This window comes from Mucilaginibacter sp. P4_C11, assembly GCF_056402115.1.
Map to the genome: position 1 here is coordinate 32,415 of NZ_JBFUIA010000027.1, position 18,132 is coordinate 50,546.

At 41.4% G+C, this 18,132-nt stretch carries 19 protein-coding genes; 10 read left to right on the forward strand and 9 right to left on the reverse strand.

Annotation, left to right across the window (positions count from 1 at the left end):
• Positions 1–30: 30 nt before the first annotated feature.
• Positions 31–501 carry an Lrp/AsnC family transcriptional regulator gene (locus tag AC1DU2_RS22345; RefSeq protein WP_090649916.1) on the reverse strand — a complete coding sequence of 157 codons (471 nt, stop codon included), beginning with the start codon at positions 499–501 and terminating at the stop codon, positions 31–33.
• A gap of 128 nt (positions 502–629) precedes the next feature.
• Here AC1DU2_RS22345 and AC1DU2_RS22350 point away from each other — a divergent pair, with 128 nt between their 5' ends.
• The 3 genes from AC1DU2_RS22350 (at position 630) to smpB (ending at position 3,767) form a co-directional block, all read left to right on the forward strand.
• Positions 630–1,283, forward strand: a complete 654-nt coding sequence (locus AC1DU2_RS22350) for a metal-dependent transcriptional regulator (protein ID WP_477366284.1) — start codon at positions 630–632, stop codon at positions 1,281–1,283.
• Positions 1,280–3,193 (forward strand): Nramp family divalent metal transporter, encoded by a 1,914-nt coding sequence (locus AC1DU2_RS22355; protein ID WP_477386985.1) that lies wholly within the window; start codon positions 1,280–1,282, stop codon positions 3,191–3,193. The genes AC1DU2_RS22350 and AC1DU2_RS22355 overlap by 4 nt, the downstream gene beginning before the upstream one ends.
• 121 nt (positions 3,194–3,314) lie before the next feature.
• On the forward strand, positions 3,315–3,767 hold the full coding sequence (gene smpB / locus AC1DU2_RS22360) for an SsrA-binding protein SmpB (RefSeq protein ID WP_184543504.1): 453 nt from the start codon (positions 3,315–3,317) through the stop codon (positions 3,765–3,767).
• Between the two features lie 131 nt (positions 3,768–3,898).
• Here smpB and AC1DU2_RS22365 read toward each other — a convergent pair whose 3' ends face one another.
• Complete coding sequence (locus AC1DU2_RS22365) at positions 3,899–4,558, reverse strand: protein-L-isoaspartate(D-aspartate) O-methyltransferase (RefSeq protein ID WP_477386987.1); 660 nt, start codon at positions 4,556–4,558, stop codon at positions 3,899–3,901.
• A gap of 222 nt (positions 4,559–4,780) precedes the next feature.
• On the opposite strand from AC1DU2_RS22365, the gene AC1DU2_RS22370 reads away from it, so the two are divergent.
• The 3 genes from AC1DU2_RS22370 (at position 4,781) to AC1DU2_RS22380 (ending at position 6,458) form a co-directional block, all read left to right on the forward strand.
• Positions 4,781–5,188, forward strand: coding sequence for a GxxExxY protein (locus tag AC1DU2_RS22370; protein WP_477386989.1), 408 nt, complete (start codon positions 4,781–4,783; stop codon positions 5,186–5,188).
• Between the two features lie 65 nt (positions 5,189–5,253).
• Positions 5,254–5,556: a transposase gene (locus AC1DU2_RS22375; RefSeq protein WP_477386991.1), complete on the forward strand. Its 303-nt coding sequence runs from the start codon at positions 5,254–5,256 to the stop codon at positions 5,554–5,556.
• Entirely contained in the window at positions 5,556–6,458 is a 903-nt protein-coding gene (locus AC1DU2_RS22380; RefSeq protein ID WP_477386993.1) for an IS3 family transposase, read from the forward strand. Before AC1DU2_RS22375 ends, AC1DU2_RS22380 begins: the two co-directional genes overlap by 1 nt.
• A 289-nt stretch (positions 6,459–6,747) precedes the next feature.
• On the opposite strand, the gene priA is transcribed toward AC1DU2_RS22380, so the two are convergent.
• Both priA and AC1DU2_RS22390 read right to left on the reverse strand, forming a co-directional pair.
• The gene (gene priA, locus AC1DU2_RS22385; protein ID WP_477386995.1) at positions 6,748–9,237 is read right to left on the reverse strand and encodes a replication restart helicase PriA; all 2,490 of its coding nucleotides are present in this window, start codon (positions 9,235–9,237) and stop codon (positions 6,748–6,750) included.
• A 180-nt stretch (positions 9,238–9,417) separates the two neighbouring features.
• Positions 9,418–9,810: a DUF423 domain-containing protein gene (locus AC1DU2_RS22390; RefSeq protein ID WP_477366268.1), complete on the reverse strand. Its 393-nt coding sequence runs from the start codon at positions 9,808–9,810 to the stop codon at positions 9,418–9,420.
• Positions 9,811–9,895: 85 nt separating this feature from the next.
• On the opposite strand from AC1DU2_RS22390, the gene AC1DU2_RS22395 reads away from it, so the two are divergent.
• Positions 9,896–11,485: a hypothetical protein gene (locus tag AC1DU2_RS22395; protein WP_477386997.1), complete on the forward strand. Its 1,590-nt coding sequence runs from the start codon at positions 9,896–9,898 to the stop codon at positions 11,483–11,485.
• Between the two features lie 137 nt (positions 11,486–11,622).
• Positions 11,623–13,068, forward strand: a complete 1,446-nt coding sequence (locus tag AC1DU2_RS22400; RefSeq protein ID WP_477386999.1) for a DUF5723 family protein — start codon at positions 11,623–11,625, stop codon at positions 13,066–13,068.
• A gap of 149 nt (positions 13,069–13,217) precedes the next feature.
• On the opposite strand, the gene tsaB is transcribed toward AC1DU2_RS22400, so the two are convergent.
• The 4 genes from tsaB to rpmH all read right to left on the reverse strand — a co-directional run bounded on the left by tsaB (position 13,218) and on the right by rpmH (position 14,933).
• A complete protein-coding gene (tsaB, locus tag AC1DU2_RS22405; RefSeq protein WP_477387001.1) occupies positions 13,218–13,967 on the reverse strand; it encodes a tRNA (adenosine(37)-N6)-threonylcarbamoyltransferase complex dimerization subunit type 1 TsaB in 750 nt (249 codons plus the stop codon).
• A gap of 88 nt (positions 13,968–14,055) precedes the next feature.
• Entirely contained in the window at positions 14,056–14,298 is a 243-nt protein-coding gene (gene yidD, locus AC1DU2_RS22410; protein ID WP_477387003.1) for a membrane protein insertion efficiency factor YidD, read from the reverse strand.
• Positions 14,295–14,696, reverse strand: coding sequence for a ribonuclease P protein component (gene rnpA / locus AC1DU2_RS22415; RefSeq protein WP_477365704.1), 402 nt, complete (start codon positions 14,694–14,696; stop codon positions 14,295–14,297). Before rnpA ends, yidD begins: the two co-directional genes overlap by 4 nt.
• Before the next feature lie 78 nt (positions 14,697–14,774).
• Complete coding sequence (gene rpmH, locus AC1DU2_RS22420) at positions 14,775–14,933, reverse strand: 50S ribosomal protein L34 (protein ID WP_076375290.1); 159 nt, start codon at positions 14,931–14,933, stop codon at positions 14,775–14,777.
• A 133-nt stretch (positions 14,934–15,066) separates the two neighbouring features.
• On the opposite strand from rpmH, the gene AC1DU2_RS22425 reads away from it, so the two are divergent.
• On the forward strand, positions 15,067–15,945 hold the full coding sequence (locus tag AC1DU2_RS22425) for a ChaN family lipoprotein (protein WP_477387005.1): 879 nt from the start codon (positions 15,067–15,069) through the stop codon (positions 15,943–15,945).
• Positions 15,946–16,009: 64 nt separating this feature from the next.
• Here the strand turns inward: AC1DU2_RS22425 and mscL are convergent, their stop codons facing one another.
• Positions 16,010–16,429, reverse strand: coding sequence for a large-conductance mechanosensitive channel protein MscL (mscL, locus tag AC1DU2_RS22430; protein WP_477387007.1), 420 nt, complete (start codon positions 16,427–16,429; stop codon positions 16,010–16,012).
• A 138-nt stretch (positions 16,430–16,567) separates the two neighbouring features.
• On the opposite strand from mscL, the gene rpoN reads away from it, so the two are divergent.
• Entirely contained in the window at positions 16,568–18,043 is a 1,476-nt protein-coding gene (gene rpoN / locus AC1DU2_RS22435; protein ID WP_477365713.1) for an RNA polymerase factor sigma-54, read from the forward strand.
• The last annotated feature ends 89 nt before the right edge of the window (positions 18,044–18,132 follow it).

An 18,132-nucleotide genomic window follows, 5' to 3' on the forward strand; every position in this document is an offset into this window, starting at 1 on the left:
TTTAAACTCCCCCTTCAGGGGGCTGGGGGGCTAATACTCCAGCGGCACTATCGGCTCCTTTTTACTGGTCGACATGATCATCATGGTTTGGAAGGTTTTTACAACCGTGATGCGGCTTATTTTCTCCATGATCAATTGCTCGTATGATTTAATGTCGCGCACGTAACACTTCAGTAAAAAATCGCACTGGCCGGTTACATGGTGGCACTCGGTTACTTCTTTAATGTTTTTTATCTCATCTAAAAAAGTTTGGATGGTGTTTTTTTGATGAAAATCTAACGAAATCTGGATAAAGGTTTTGATGCCCAGGCCCAGTTTTTCTTCATCAACCAGGGCATGATAACTTTTAATGTATTCGGCATTTTCCAGCTTGCGCACACGCTCAAGCGTTGGTGCCGGCGAAAGGCCAATTTCGTTGGACAATTGAAGGTTGGTTATCCTTCCATTTTCCTGTAATATCTTCAGTATCTGTAAGTCTATTTTATCTAATTCAGCGCCCATAGTGTTGCAAATATAATATATTCCGCATTTCACGAAATTAAATTTCAATTAAAACGAGTAAAACAAAAATATATTTCTCAACTCTTCATATTTTAGATTAGTCTAAATTTTTTATTAGATTTGTATAAATGAACACGTTAGCCGAGGAAAACTATTTAAAATGCATTTACCACCTGGCAACTGATGCCGGAATGGCCAGCACCAATCAAATTGCGGCATCATTAAATACCAAGGCTTCATCGGTAACAGATATGCTGAAAAAGCTGGCGGATAAAGCGCTTATTAACTATACCCGCTACCAGGGTGTAAGCCTTACGGCTGCCGGCGAAAGGATAGCCATTGGCATTATCCGTAAACACAGGCTTTGGGAATATTTTTTGGTTGAGAAACTGAACTTTAAATGGGACCAGGTACATGATATGGCCGAAGAGATGGAACATATCTCGTCGGAAGAATTGATTGACCGGCTTGACGAATTTATGGGCCACCCAAAACACGATCCGCATGGCGACCCCATACCGGATTGCAACGGCAAATTTAAGTCGGCCGAGCTTAAGCCGGTTTCGGCATTAACAATTAACGATTGCGGGGTAATTTCGGGAGTGCGCGACCATACATCGCCATTTTTACAATACCTGGAAAAGCAGCAGCTCACCATCGGCAAAAAAATAACCATTACCGATATCATCGAATATGATCATTCGGTAGCATTAAAACTCGACACAGATAAAGAAGTACACATTAGCCGCGAGGTTGCCAATAATTTACTGATAGCCCTATGAGCAAAACTCAAACAAACGATAATCATTCTTTAGGTAACGTACACGGTTCGGTTAACCCGGAAAGCCTGACAGGCTGGCGCAAAATAATGGCCTTCCTGGGCCCCGCCTACCTGGTTAGCGTTGGCTACATGGATCCGGGCAACTGGGCAACCGATATTGCCGGAGGAAGCGCCTTTGGCTATAAACTCATCTGGGTTTTGTTCGCTTCAAATCTCATCGCGTTATTACTACAATCGCTGGCCGCCCGGCTGGGCATAGTGCGCGGGCTCGACCTGGCACAGGCGTCCAAAAACGCCTACCCCCGGTTTGTAAATTTCTGGCTGTATATATTGGCCCAAGTTGCCATTATAGCCTGCGATCTGGCCGAGATTATCGGCATGGCCATTGGTTTAAAGCTGCTATTCCATTTACCGCTTATCTGGGGCGTATCGCTTACCATAACTGATACAGTGCTGATGCTTTATTTGATGAACAAAGGCATGCGCAAGCTGGAGGGTTTTATTATTTCGATGATCTTTATCATCGGTGTTTCGTTCCTGGTAGAGATGTTTATTGTTGGGCCACATGTAATGGATGTTGCCAAAGGATTTATTCCCAGTAACTTGTTTAAAAATGATGCAGTGAGCCATCAAATGCTATACATAGCCATCGGTATCATTGGCGCTACGGTAATGCCGCATAACCTGTATCTACACTCGTCGTTAGTGCAAACCCGTAAAATTACCCGTACCGAAGAGGGCTTTAAATCGGCCATAAAATTCAACCTGTTTGATACCGTTATAGCGCTAAACCTTGCATTTTTTGTAAATGCTGCCATATTAATCCTGGCAGCTACCGCCTTTTTTAAAAATGGTTATTTCCAGGTAGCCGAAATACAGGATGCCTATAAACTGCTGGAACATATATTTGGCCGGATAGCGCCTGTATTGTTTGCTATCGCCCTTATTGCTTCGGGCCAAAGCTCAACCATTACGGGTACCCTTGCCGGGCAAATTATTATGGAGGGGCATATTAACCTGCGGATTGAGCCCTGGCTGCGCCGCTTACTGACCAGGGTATTGGCTATAGTGCCTGCGGTGTTTACTATTATTTACTTTGGCGAAGATGCTTTGGGCAGCCTGATTATTTTAAGCCAGGTAGTATTAAGTCTTCAGCTTGGTTTCGCGGTTATTCCGTTAATACACTTCACATCCGATAAAAAGCGGATGGGAAATTTTGCTATCAGCCTTAAAGTAAAAATATTAGCCTGGGCAAGTGCTGTACTCATAGTTGGCCTTAATGCCAAGCTGGTATATGACCAAATTGGCGACTGGCTGAAAGGCAACCCACAGGCTGATTTATACATTTATATTTTTGTTGTGCCGATAGTTATCGGCATAGCTTTACTGCTGGTTTATGTATTTTTAAGACCGATGCTTTATAAACATGCCGACACCCCCATCTACGTGCCGCACGGTATTGCAAATGCAATTAATGAGCTGGATGCCGTTGAATACAAACACCTGGCCATCACCATTGATTTTTCGAAAAACGATAACGACTGTATGCGCCATGCCATTATGCAGGGTGGTAAACACGCTACCTATACCCTCATACACGTAGTAGAAACTGCCGGGGCCCGCTATTACGGAGGCCAGGTAATGGACAACGAAACCCAAAGCGATTTTGACAACCTGGATAAATACGTGCAGGCCATGAAAAAATTAGGCTACAAAGCCGAGGGGGAAATTGGCTTTGGTAACCCCGCCGATGCCATTGCCGATATTGTAAATAAAAACGGGATAGATTTTATTGTAATGGGCTCGCACGGGCACAAAGCTTTAAAAGACCTGATATTTGGAACAACCGTAAACTCCGTTCGGCATAAGGTTAATGTACCGGTGTTGATTGTGAAGCCACAAAAAGCATAGACCCACCTTAATCCTCCCCTTCAGGGGAGGATTACAAAAACAATCAAAAGGTTTCGCCATTTAAGTAAGATAGAGAGCGGGTTATTTTTTTGTAAGTTTGCAAGCTTTACATCTGAATACAATGGCCGAGGATAAAATATACATCAAAAACAAAAAAGCTTACTTTGAATACCACGTACTGGATAAATACACGGCCGGCATAAAATTACTGGGTACCGAAATTAAATCCATCCGCGAAGGTAAAGCCAATATTAATGATGCCTTTTGCACATTTATCAGTAATCAGCTATATGTGCGCAACCTGCACATATCCGAATATTCATACGGCTCGTTCTACAACCACGAAGCCAAACGTGATCGTGTGCTGCTGCTCAACAAAAAAGAGCTCAAAAAACTCCTCACCCGCGGTGAAGAAAAAGGCTTAACCATTATCCCTCTTGCACTGTTCATTAGTGAGCGCGGATTTGCCAAATTAGAAATCGGTTTAGCACAAGGTAAAAAAACCTTTGATAAGCGGGATACCATGAAAGAGCGTGATACCAAAATTGAAATGGACAGAGCGATGAAGAGGTAGATTTTGATGTGCAGATATGCAGATTTCAGATGTGCAGATGATTTGAAATGAATCATCATATCAATCAATTTAACAATTATCCAATTCTTTTTTCATCTCCACATTTGCACATCTGAAATCTGCACATCAATTTACCAGGCCTTATCCCCTACCAGCGGCACAAACCTAAAGGTATCCAGCACAATTTTTTCATAGTCATGCTCAGCCACTTTCAGGATGGTTACCATTTTTTGGGTATCTTCATCGCCAACAGGGATTACCAAAATGCCGCCAATTTTCAATTGCTTTAATAATACTTCGGGCACTGTGGGCGCGCCGGCAGTTACAATGATCTTGTCATAAGGAGCATGTTGAACTATACCTACCGAGCCATCGCCACAAAAGAAATGCGCTTTGTAGCCCATTTTTCCGGGCAACACATATTTTGTTTTTTCGTAAAGTTTTTCCTGTCGTTCGATGGTGTAAACAGTAGCGCCCATCTCTAATAAAACGCAGGTTTGGTAGCCAGATCCTGTTCCAATTTCCAGCACTTTATCGCCCTTACGGATGTGGAGTAATTCCGTTTGATAGGCTACGGTATAGGGCTGTGAAATAGTTTGCCCTTCACCTATCGGGAAGGCAATATCTTTGTAAGCCTGGTTCCAGAAAGTTTCGGCAAAAAAATAGTGGCGGGGTACGGTACCAATTGCTTTTAACACCTCCTGATCCTGGATCCCCTTTTTCTCCAACAAATCAACCAGCCGTTTACGGGCACCTTTTTCGCGATAATTATCGATGTACTTTTGAGCCATTACACAGTAAAGTTAGCAGGATTTTGGTGATTTTGGGAGAGGGATTTATGGGTTAAGGGTAATTGGTTAACTGTTAGCAGGAAATCTTTTACACGATTTACAGGATTAAGCAGGATTTACAGGATTTTTTTGATTTGCGAGACGAGGGAGGATTTTTTTCAAATTTTATTAGTTTGGATGGGGTGGTTTTGTTTATTTTGAGTAAAAATATTTAACCTTGTCATGTCTACAAAGTCAACACAGGCAATTAACGAATTGACCCATAAAATCATTGGCTGTGCCATGCAGGTATATAACACACTTGGCAGCGGATTCCAGGAGGCCATTTATCAAAGGTCATTAGCAATTGAAATGAAATTGGGTGGCCTTCGCTTTGAAAGAGAAAAAGAAATATCAATTTTTTACCGGAACGAATTAGTAGGAAACAGAAGGGCCGACTTTTTTGTAGAAGAATGCATAATGTTAGAATTGAAAGCCGTTGACACAATTAATGATCTGTACAAAGCACAAACTATCAATTATCTTGAAGCGTATAGCTTAGCAGATGGATTACCCATAAATTTCGGAGGGCTTAGTTTAGAATTTAAAAGAATGTACAACAAGAAACTAATCAAACCAAAAGCAAGTTAAAAACCAATCTAACCAAATTGTCTCGTCCTGAAATAGGTTTACTAAATTAGTAAATCATTTAAATCATGATCAGACGTGAAATAGTATCAAAAAAGCAACAAATTATATCGGAATATTTAACCGGGAGCGCGACTTTGGTTGGGCTTTCAGAAAAATATGGGGTGAATGCCCGTACGATTCAGAGTTGGGTTCGGGCTTTTAGAAAACAGGAATCGGTGTTGCCCTCAGCAGAGCCGGAAGATGTGAAAGCATTAAAGAAAGAGCTTGCGCAGGCGAAATTGAAGAATGAATTGCTGGAAGAAATGTTGCGGCTATCGGAGGAGCATGCTGGTATAGATTTTAGAAAAAAGTTTGGTTCCGGGCAGTAATGAATATTGTAAAGAGAAGAAACAGGAAGGTTACTTCTCTTTGCGGACTGCTCGGCTATACCAGACAGGCTTTTTATCAGCAAAGAATAACTATTGAACAGGAAGCATTACGAAGCGAATTGATCATACAGGAAGTTTTGCTTATCCGTACCCGTCAAAAACATATTGGTACCAGGAAGCTGTTATTGTTGTTAAGCCCGTTTTTATCGGCACATAAAATACAGATAGGCAGGGACAGCCTGTTTGAAATGCTTTCGGCGCATAAATTACTGGTTAGAAGAAGGAAAAGAAAGGTTCCGAGGACAACATTCTCAGACCATTGGATGAGAAAATATCCCAACCTGATTGTCGGGATGCGTGTTTTGTCTCCAAACAAACTGTGGGTTAGTGATATAACATATATCACTTTAAAGGATGACTTCGCCTATCTGAGCCTTATTACAGATGCTTATTCCAGAATGATAATAGGTTACCATCTGAGTAAAAACCTGTCGGCTGGAGGCTGTGTTAAAGCTTTAAAAATGGCATTGAAGCAGTTGCCTGCTGAAAGCGAACTGATCCATCATTCGGACAGGGGAAGTCAATATTGCAGTACCGAATATGTAGAGCAACTGGAAGGCATAGCAATCAGTATGACACAGAACTCTGATCCAAGAGAAAATGCCATAGCGGAAAGGGTTAATGGTATCATCAAACAGGAATTCCTCGAAGCATGTTATAATAGCTTTGAGCAAGCAGCCAGCGGAGTGGCCAATGCTATAACCATTTATAATTATGAGCGCCCTCACAGCAGTATTGATATGCTTACACCCTTTCAGGCGCATACATCAAGCGGAGAATTGAAAAAGCATTGGAAAAGCTATTGGCCGGTCAATAAAGAGAAGGAGGTAGCCATGACGTAGATGAGTTTTAGCAGGCATAGGAACTCTAAAATAAATAAGGCTTATAGTTATAGTTACAAACCTTATGAAGTTATTTATCGTTCATCGGCTTATTCCTGGCAGGATGCTCTCCAGCAGTGCCTGCTTCCGCTTCAGCCAGATACAGCAAATGTAAAGCGTATTTAGGATTAATCTATATTTGTAAACAACTAACAGGACTAAAGAAAAAAAGTGTAAACTTTTTTCAGGACGAGACAAATCTACAAATCAAAAAAATCCTGTAAATCCTGCCTAATCCTGTAAATCGTGTTTAGTAGGGATCCACATCCGGCTGCACAATACTTCCCTTACTCAGCTTAGTGGTCTGAAACTGTACAATCATATCCTTCAGTATCGCCTTAGCCTTTACAATGGAAATCCCATCCTTTTCAAACTTTAGCATAATAGATTTGATATAAAAATTACGGATGCGGCTTATCAACGGCGACTCGGGGCCAATTACCCTTTCGCCGAAGTGTTTTCGTAACTCATTGGCCAGGTAAACAGACTGGTTATACAGTATTTCGGGATTTTTATGTTTAATGTCTAAATTAATAATACGGTAGAACGGCGGGTATTTGAAGCTTTTACGCTCGGCCATTTCTGTGTAGTACAAATCGCTGTAATCATTAGCTATCACCTGTTTAATGATGCGATGGAACGGATCATAGGTTTGTATTACCACCTTACCCTGCTTGCCTCTGCGCCCGGCCCGGCCGCTTACCTGGGCCAGCATCTGGAAACTGCGCTCATTAGCGCGGTAATCCGGAAACTTGAGCAAACTATCGGCATTAATGATCCCGATTAAGGTAACATCGCTAAAATCGAGCCCTTTGGCTACCATTTGGGTGCCTACCAGTATATCGATTTTTTTTTCTTCCAGGTCGTTCAAAATGGTTTGCAGCGAATTGCGTGCACGGGTGGTATCCAGGTCCATACGGGCAATACGTGCATCGGGTAGCAGCAGGCTTAATTCATCCTCAATTTTCTCTGTACCAAAACCCTTGTATTCCAGGTGGGTAGATCCGCAGGCCGGGCAAATAGATGGTGAATCTTCCTTATACCCGCAGTAATGGCAATGCAGCTTGCCACTGCTTTTATGATAAGTAAGACTTACATCGCAATTGATACACTTGGGTGTAAAGGCGCAAATTTTGCACATCAGCACCGGTGCATAACCGCGCCGGTTCTGAAACAGGATAACCTGCTCTTTATTAGCCAAAGCTTCGGTTATCCCGGCCATCAATACGCTGGTAAAGTGCGATTGAATGGTCTTTTGCTTCGTCTCGGTGGCTATACTCACAACTTCCACATTAGGCAACTCTACCCCTCCAAAACGCTCTGTAAGTTCTGCAAAACCATATTTGCCGGTTTTAGCGTTATGATAACTTTCAAACGAAGGCGTGGCCGAACCCAGCAAAACTTTGCCATGGTGCATGCCGGCCAAAAATATGGCAGCATCGCGCGCATTGTAGCGGGGAGCAGGATCGAACTGTTTGTATGATGTTTCGTGCTCCTCGTCAACAATGATCAATCCAAGGTCATTAAAGGGCAAAAACAAGGATGACCGTGCACCCAATATCACCTTATAATCGTTATTAAGTACTTTTTGCCAAACCTCTACCCGCTCGTTATCATTAAAACGGGAGTGGTATACCCCAATGTCGGCTCCAAAATAAATGCGCAACCGTTCTATGATGTGGGTGGTAAGCGCAATTTCGGGCAACAGGTAAAGCACCTGCCTGTCGTTGCGCATCATCTCCTCAATCAGCCTAATATAAAGCTGTGTTTTACCAGACGAAGTTACGCCATGCAGCAACGTAACATCTTTTTCGAGGAATTGCCGCCCGATGCTTTCCAGCACTTCTGTTTGCTGCTCGCTTAAGTCAAAGTTGGTGATGGCATCTAAATCTTCCTCAAAATGGAGCCTGCTTACATTCTTTTCAACCGCGAATAAAATTTCTTTTTCTATGAGTGATTTTATACTCGATTCTCCCGCCCCACTCTCCTCAATCAGTTCATTTTTGGTGACAGCCTTTTGGGTGCGCGACAGTTTGATGTATGCCAGTAAGGCATCGGCTTGTTTAGGCGCGCGTTTTTCCAGTATCGGAAATAACTCGCGCAGGTTATCGGGATTATTATAAACCGGGTTTAAGGTGATAAACGTACGTTTGCGGGGCTTGTAACGCTCGCTTACCTCTTCACTAATGTGGATGAGATTTTTCTCAAACATCAGCTTCAAAATAGGCATAACTGTTTTTTGACCCAACAGTTTAGCTATGTCGCTTATGGTTAGCTCCGGTTGGATATCCAGCGCCTCCACAATTAAAAACTCTTTATCGTGCAGCGCGCTCCGGTCAATATCAAATTCTTTATTAAGCTCTATTTTGGTTTCGCTGGCCAGTTTCAGGGCGGCTGGCAGCGCAGCATTCATTACCTCCCCTACGTTGCACATGTAATAATCGGCCACCCATTGCCAAAAGTGCAATTGGTGCGGCGTAACCACCGGCAGGTTATCCAATACTTCAATAATATACTTGGCCTCATACTTCTCGGGGGCCAGCTCGCTTATTTCTTTTATAACGGCTGTATAAAGCTTGCTTTTACCAAATTGCACCACTACCCTTTTGCCAATGGCAATAGCATTGTTCATTTCAAATGGTACACGATAGGTGTAATTTTTTGAGATAGACAGCGGCAAAATCACCTCTACAAAAAGTGTTTTACGATCGGTATGCTCAAATTCGGTAAACTCCAACATATTGTTTTAGTAGAGTCAAGAATTAAGAGTCAAGAATCAAGACAACCCTGGTCTATTTCTTGTCTGAATTCTTGATGATAAACTTTAAATTCTTGTTTGTTAATGCTTGTTAAGAATCCCAATCTAAATGGCACCTGTTTCCTCTCTTGATTCTTGATTCTTGACTCTTAATTCTTGACTCTATTTAACTTTATCGCCCAAGGCAGCTATCGCCATCATCAGCCAGCCTAAAATAAACAACAGACCGCCCAATGGCGTTACGGGACCCATGTATATCAGCCAGCTCCAGCCTATGATATCGCGGCAGCTTAACAGGTATAACGACCCCGAAAAAAATATTATTCCGAAGGTAAACAGGTAATAAGCAGCTTTAATCAGCTTCCCCTTTGGTTCTTTAAAGGTAGATAGAAAAAGCAGGGCAAATACGTGGTAAAAATTATATTGTACGGCGGTATGCCAAACCTCTAACTGGCCGGGTTGCAAAACTGCTTTAAGCCCGTGTGCCCCAAAAGCCCCGGTTATTACGGCCAGCATTCCTAAAAGCGAAGCGGTGACGATTATTTGTTTGTTCATGCAGATATAAAAAGCTAAGTTAACCAATTGAAAGTATTACTTTAATGCCGCAGGGTAAAATTCTATCTTTGTAAAGCAAACCGCTATGAGACGACTGATAGTAACCACCATAATTTTACTGGCTGCCACTGTATTTATAACGGTTGTATATTTTAAAAATTTAAACCCGCCCGGAGTACGCAACAACCAGGTGATGCAGAGCATCCCCGATAACGCTGTAGCTGTATTTGAATTTAATAACGAGAAAGGTTTTTATGATATTTTTAATGGCAACCACCTGTTGGCTGCCGTTGTTGGCAAACAAAAATTAAGCGACCTGGATACTTTACGTAAGTTGCTGATGTCCTCGGCTTTGTCGGATCAATTTTTTTCGGGCCAAAATGTCTTTATTTCCGTTCATCCTGCCGATAGCGACGATATCGGATTATTGGTAACTACAACTGCATCTGTAGGTTTTGAGCCAAACTCGTTTAACCTGATAGCCGCACAATCAAAAGGAGCCCTTTCAATAGCTGTAAACCACAATGCTTTTGGGCTTGAATATGATATTTTGATAAAAGCCATTAACAAGCACTTTTACCTTATTAAAAAAGAGGATAATATTGTTGTGGGTAGTTTTTCAAAAGCTTTAATAAACCAAAGCGCACTATATAAAAGCGATAAAAGCAAAACCATATTTGTACCCCTGCCCGAACAGCAGAACGCCAACTCGCTGGCCAATTTATACATCAATTACGGGCAGCTATCTCCATTGTTTGACGAGTTTTTTAAAAACAAAAACACCGACATTTTTAAAAGCTTCCGTTTATTACCGGCCGTGGCCGCACTCAGTATAAATTACAAAAACGATGCTTTAATGTTTAACGGGCTAACCAGCTTAAACAGCCATACCTACAGCTATTTAAACCTTTTTACCAGGCAACAGCCGGTTATCAACCATTTAAAAGATATGTTCCCGGCAACTACGGCCTATAGCATTTGTTTCGCCGTTTCCGACCCTCAAAAGTTTGAGACCGACTTATCGCAATGGCACATTAAGGCAGGCGTAAACAGCGAAAAAGGTAAGCTATTTGATAAAATAAGACAAGAAACCGGCTTATTCTTAAAAACAGAATTTGAACCCTTGTTAAGTAACGAATTTGCCGTAGTAACTACCCGCTACCAGGAAAAATTTGCCGTTATTACTGTTAAAGACGGATCAAAACTATTGCCTTTGATGACTAACATCAGTACCATGGTAACCGACCATATAGGGCAGTTTAATTACGAAAAGTTACCGTTTTTTTTACTGGGCGATGCCTTCAGTATTTTCAGGAAACCCTATTTCATGATTATTGATAACTACCTGGTGCTGGCGGCATCCTCATCCGAGTTGGTTAGTTATACAGACACCTATATCAACCGTAAGTTCATCAGCAAAACCGAACAATACAACCAGTTTGACAATTTGCTGGCCGAGCGGAGCAACGTGGCTTTTTTTATCAATTTTAAAAACGCCCAACCAATATTAAAGCGCGACCTTAAAAACCCGTTTTATGATGCCTTTGAAAACAACCATCCTGGCTGGAAAGATTTTTATGGCGCAGCCTATCAATTCACAGCATCCGACAAGAATTTTTACACAAACTTTTGCATAAAAGCGAACAATATCGACACGACAGCGTTAACAAAGTAAAATTACTTTGGCCATTTCACAACCAACTTACGCTTAAATACGTTAAAACTACTGATTAATTTATTCTTTTTTACAGATAACCGTTTTTGAATTTTATCTTTAAAAAATTAAACGGACTAAGGCTCGCGAGATATTATATGAATAAAATTTACATTCTTTTCTTCTTTTTGCTCATCTCTTTCTCGGCTTCGGCCCAGCAATTTTCGCAGTATAACACCGGTACGCTCTACGATTCATTTGAAAACCCATCTGTAAGATCATTTATACCCGATTCAAGCAGGCAATACGCATTTAACTTTTTTTTACCAAACTTTGGCGCAAACGCCTACGTAACCGGAGATATCCAACAGGCGCTTAAAAACAGGATTTTTTCTACTACTCCAACTTATAAAGCATCGGCACTTCAAATTGGTAAAAGCAAGTACAATCATTTTAATGCCAATGTTAATGCCTACGGCCTAATGCTTAAATCGTTCACAAGCCTTAATGGCGATGTGGAGATGGGTTTTTCATACCAATTAAAAGCAGAAAGCCGCGGCCTGGTATCCGATGAAACTATTGCCTTATTTGACAATGTTGCCAATTTTAAGGGCAACCCATATGATGATATCTTCAACAATCATTTTCAATTACAAACCTATAACCAGATCAGTTACTCGTACCGCGAACGGATCAACAAACAGTTTGCTTTTGGTTTTAAGTTGAGTGCTTTGTTAGGTGTAAAATATTCAAAGTTTGATATTACAGGTTCGCACGCTGTGTTTGATTCGGTGAATAACCAGGCAACTCTCAGCATGCGCGGTCGTTATTATTCAAGCTACATACCGGGCCAGCCTTCTGCTCATGATTACCTGCCTACATTTCGAAGCCCGGGTGCTTCGATAACCATTGGAACATCGTACATAACCGACGACAAAATAACCATACAGGCAAATATTAAAGATTTAGGATTTATACACTGGAGCAGCCGTTCGCTTGCTTCTGATTTTGATAATACTACAACTATAACCGGGTTAGGATCGGGTCACCGTGAAGACAGCATATACAACGCGGTAATTAAGCTATTTAAAAGTACTGAAGCGATGTCAAAAATTGGCTCGTTTACCACAAAAACCAATGCGAGGGGTGAATTGAGCGCGTCAAAAACATACTGGATAGATTACGACAATAATTTCAAATACACCCCAACCCTAATAGGCTCAAAAGAGTTTTGGTTTACAGGTTTTACCGCGGCGCTGGTTAATCATGTGCAATATCAAAACTATACCGCTACAATTACAGCCAGTTACGATGATATGAAGCTATTTAATGTAGGTGCCCAGTTAATGTATAAAACCCCGAACTTTGAGGTATACGGAGGTACCGAGAGGCTTATTAACACAGGTAGGCTTGCATTTGCCGCCTTAGGTAACCAAACACAGATAGATCATATTGGCACCTACTCAGGCATGGACATATTTCTTGGTTTCTCGCTAAAATTTGGCGCGGTGATTGAACATCCGATGAACTCAAGCTACATCCCGATGGGCGAAAAAGGCTTTTTTGGAAGGTTGTGGGGACGATTGTTTAAAACAGGCAATTAAAAAAGAGTCAAGAGGTTAGAGTCAAGAATCAAGGCAGCATCCTTTGTTGGATAGGTTGTGTTTTTTAGGTAGCCTTAATTGAACACGGACAGATTTATTACAAGTTGCTTTTTTCTCGACCATCGCTCCAAAAGTCTTAACTCCTGACTCTAACTTCTTGCTTCTTTCTTAACTCCGGCTATAAAATCCTTGAGATAATAGGGTTCAAAATAGGCAACATCTTCGAAATCTTTATTGGCAAATTTTTCGGCTGCTTTTTGGGTAAGATAGGTTGCAGAGTTTTCGAAATTGCGTAAAAAACCAGCGTTTGGATGGCGGCCTAAAACAGCTTCACATTTGTCGGCACCATCGCCAAAAAAAAGGATTTGGTTATTATTTAGCAAATGAGCAAAACTGTGCTCATCAATAATTTCGGCGGCTGTATCTTTAAGTTTTTCGCCGGCTATATTAAAAACAGCACAGTAAACCTCCATTCTTCGGGCATCAATCATGGGGCATAGCAACGTGTTTTTATCAATAGATATGGTATTATCATTTATAACACCATAAGCCATCGCCTCCAAAGTTTCTATAGCTATCAGCGGCTTATCAAGTGCGAAGCACAGCCCTTTTGCTGTAGATACGCCGATGCGCAAACCTGTGTACGAGCCTGGGCCGCAGCTTACCGCAATAGCGTCAAGGTCGCGGTAAGTAAAATTACCGCTGGTTATAAGTTCTTCTGTAAATAAAGTAATAACCTCGGCGTGTTTATTCCGCTCATTTACCTGCTTAAAAGCCAAAACCTTACCGTCAGCAGCTAATGCTACTGAGCATGATGTTGTTGCAGTTTCTATTTGTAAAATAAGGCCCATCTTTTTAGTTGTGAGTTGTGAGTTTGAAAAGTTCAAAAACGCAATCATATTAACAATACAAAATGCTAAACCATTTAAGCCCCGAATACCACCATTGAGAAAAACTCAAAACCCATCCCTCAAAACTTAAAACTAATTAAGGTACAGGGTCATGCCCATGCCCTCCCCAGGGATTACAGCTGGCAATCCGTTTAATGGTTAGCCACCCGCCTTTAAAGGCACCGTGCTTCCTGATAGCCTCTACCCCATATTGCGAGCATGTTGGCGTGTACCTGCACGAAGCACCCGTCATAGGCGAAATAAAATACTGGTATACTTTTATCAAGACTATAAAAATATAGCCTATAAGCTGTTTAAACAAATTCACCAGCGCCATCATACAATTACATTATTGGCGGCAGTTAATTGCTCAGACAACAGCGCAAGCATCTTCAGCATTTTTTTTTCAATGGTGCTGTACGGCACAATCTCCTTACCAATATAACCTATAGACAGTACGATGGTTTTATCGGCTGTTTGCAGCAACTTGTATAAGTTTTGTTGTTTATGCAACCGGTAGCTTTCGCGCATACAGCGCTTTATTAAATTGCGGTCAACAGCATGTTTATAGCGCTTTTTGGAAACCGAAAATAATATTTGTGCAGGAAATTGCTGTGGTTCTGTATGATACAACCACGAGGCCTTAAAAGGATAACACAAAAAAGAAGAGCCGCTATGAAAAAGCTTATCTATAAGCCTTTTATTACATAACCGTTCTTCTTTTTTAAAAGTATACATAGTTGCTTATCTGGAACCGGGATTTAAGCAGACAATCGGTATCCATTGATTGGCAAAATGCCAACCAGCGCAACCGGTTTATGCTTTATGACGACCCTCGTCAGAAACTGATAATCTTTTTCTGCCTTTAGCTCTTCTGGCTGCTAATATTCTCCTGCCGTTAGCAGTTGACATGCGTTCACGGAATCCGTGTTTATTTCTTCTTTTTCTTTGAGAAGGCTGAAACGTTCTTTTCATAACTATTTATTCTATTCGTCGTTTTAAAAACAAGAGCGCAAATGTAGTAATATTTTAAAACTTTTCAAACACTATTTTTCTTATTTGTCGCTCTATATTTATTGCTGTAAATTAAGCGTTTTAAAACCACAATATGAAACTATCTATCCTGCTGCTTGTCATTTGTTTACCCTTTACTGCATTAAGTCAGGCTATCCCGGCAATTCATTATAAAATATATAGCACCGCAACACAAAAACCGGCAACAATTGCCGACATTATCAATAACATGGCCAAGGCCGATGTATTATTTTTTGGCGAGGAACACAATGATTCTACCGGGCACCTGCTCGAGTTGCAAATTTTCACACAACTGGCACAACAATATCCCGGCAAAACAGCTTTATCTGTGGAAATGTTTACTACCGATTGCCAACTGGTTTTAAACGAATACTTAAACGGTCTCATCCGCGAAAAAAACCTGGTGAGCGATGCACGCACCTGGCCCAATTACAAAGATTATCGCCCAATGGTTGAACTGGCTAAACAAAGCCAAATACCTGTGGTAGCGGCAAACGCTCCATCGCGCTATACCAACATGGTAACTCGCAATGGTTTAAACAGCCTGCAGCAACTTGATACGCAAGCCAAAGGTTATCTCGCTCCCCTGCCTATTGATACGGCTACGGGCCCCTATTACGATAAATTTGTAAAGATAATGGGCGGCCACTCCGCTATGGCAGGAATGCAAATTTATCAATCGCAAAACCTTTGGGATGCAACAATGGGTTGGTCAATAGCCCAATTTTACAAAAAACATACTGACTTTAAAATACTTCAAATTAACGGCGGCTTTCATAGCGAAGAAAAAATGGGTGCCGTTGCCCAGCTTAAGAAATACGCTCCAAAAGCGCGTGTTATCTCCATAGGCGCTTATGCGGATGATAGTTTTGATAACCCCGACTGGGCCAAGTTCAGTAAACTGGCGGACTATATTATCCTCACAGACCCCAAGTTGCCAAAGAGCTTTTAGATCATAGCTGATGGTTCACGGATCACATCAAAGCTACAATCTATGAACTATCAGCTATTGAACATTAAGATTTCCGGGCTGCTAAAAGATCCCTGATTTCAGTAAGTAAAACCTCTTCTTTTGTCGGGGCTGGATCGGGTGCCGGAGCAACCTCTGGTTCGGGCGGGCGCTTCATGGCATTGATTGTTTTTACAATAAGAAAAATACAAAAAGCCACTATTAAAAACTCAATGGTGATGTTAATAAAATTGCCAATATTAACAGTCACATCGGGTATTTTTTTAGCAGCATCGCCATGTTTCAGCAATATCTTGATATCTTTAAAATCTACACCACCTGTAATAAGGCCAATTGGCGGCATAATGATATCTGTTACCAGCGAGGTAACTATTTTACCGAAAGCGGCGCCAATAATAACACCTACTGCAAGGTCAACAACATTGCCACGCAGGGCAAATTCCTTAAATTCTTTAATTACGGCCATGATATTGATTTTTGGTTAAGATTATTAACACACTAATCAAACAAAAGTTTTTATTTAGCATTTATCATCATTGTTCCTATTGCCGTAAGTTATTTTAAAGTTAACGGTAATTGATGTATTTTTGGACACGTCTTAACTATGCTAAAACAGAACCTTCAACAAAAACTCTTACAAAAGCTATCCCCACAGCAAATTCAATTTATTAAATTGCTGCAGGTACCTACCGTATCCCTTGATACCCGTATTAAAGAAGAGCTGGAAGAAAATCCCGCACTCGAAGATCTGAGCTTAACAAACCTGAATGAGCCTGTTGAAGAATACCCGGACCGCGACCCCGACGAAGATACCTTTAATGGCGATGAAGAAAAGGGCGAAATGGATGAGTTTAACATAGACGATTATTTACAGGACGACAATGTAAATGATTACGGATCGCGATATGACCAAAATGGCGATGACGAGGATGAGCGAAAAGAAATCCCTATTGCTGTACAAAGCTCGTTTTTTGAAAGCCTGCAACTCCAGCTTGACCTATTGCCGCTAAGCGATAAGGATTTCAGAATAGGCAAACAAATTATTGGCAGCCTTGATGATGATGGATATCTGCGCCGCCCTATCATGTCACTTACCGACGACCTTGCCTTCTCGCAAAACGTAATGGCCGAAGACGAGGAAGTTGAAGACATGTTAAAAGTGATTCAAAACTTTGACCCGGCCGGCGTAGGCGCACGCAGCCTGCAGGAATGCCTGCTAATTCAACTTCGTAAAAAAGACCCTAATGACCTTATCATAAAAAAGGCAATTATTGTTGTTGAGCAATACCTTGACGAATTTACCCGCAAACATTACGATAAGCTGGAAAAATCGTTAAACATGGATTCGGATGAGTTGCGTGGCGTTATAAACGAGATTTTAAAACTTAACCCCAAGCCAGGCGACAGTAACGAGATTAACACCAAGCAAATGCAGGTGATACCTGATTTTCACATCATCAATAACGATGGGGTGCTGATACTCACCTTAAACTCCAAAAATGCGCCTGAACTGCGCGTAAGTCGCTCATACCAGGAGATGTTTCAACATTACGATAAGGCATCACAAAAGGATAAAAAACTAAAGGAAGCCGTGCAGTTTGTAAAACAAAAGCTCGACTCGGCCAAATGGTTTATTGATGCCATTAAACAACGGCAGCAAACATTGCTTAAAACAATGAATGCCATTATGCAATATCAGTACGAGTTTTTCCTTACAGGTGATGATAAAAACCTTAAACCGATGATCCTGAAAGATATTGCCGACAGGATAAACATGGATATCAGTACCGTATCGCGCGTGGCCAACTCCAAGTACGTTCAAACGGAGTTTGGCACATTTCTGTTAAAATCCTTTTTCTCTGAAGCTATTCAGACCGAAAGCGGCGAAGAGGTATCTAATAAAGAAGTTAAAAAAATACTGGAAGAGCATATTGGTAAAGAAGACAAGCGTCATCCGCTTGCCGATGAAAAACTGACCGATATATTAAAAGATGCCGGCTATAACATAGCCCGCCGCACCGTAGCCAAATACCGCGAGCAAATGAATATCCCGGTTGCAAGGTTACGCAGAGAATTATAGTTTGATGTGCAGATGTGCAGATGTGCAAATTTCAGATGTGCAGACGAAAAAAATACAAAAACAGTAAAACAGAAAATTCCCTGATTGAT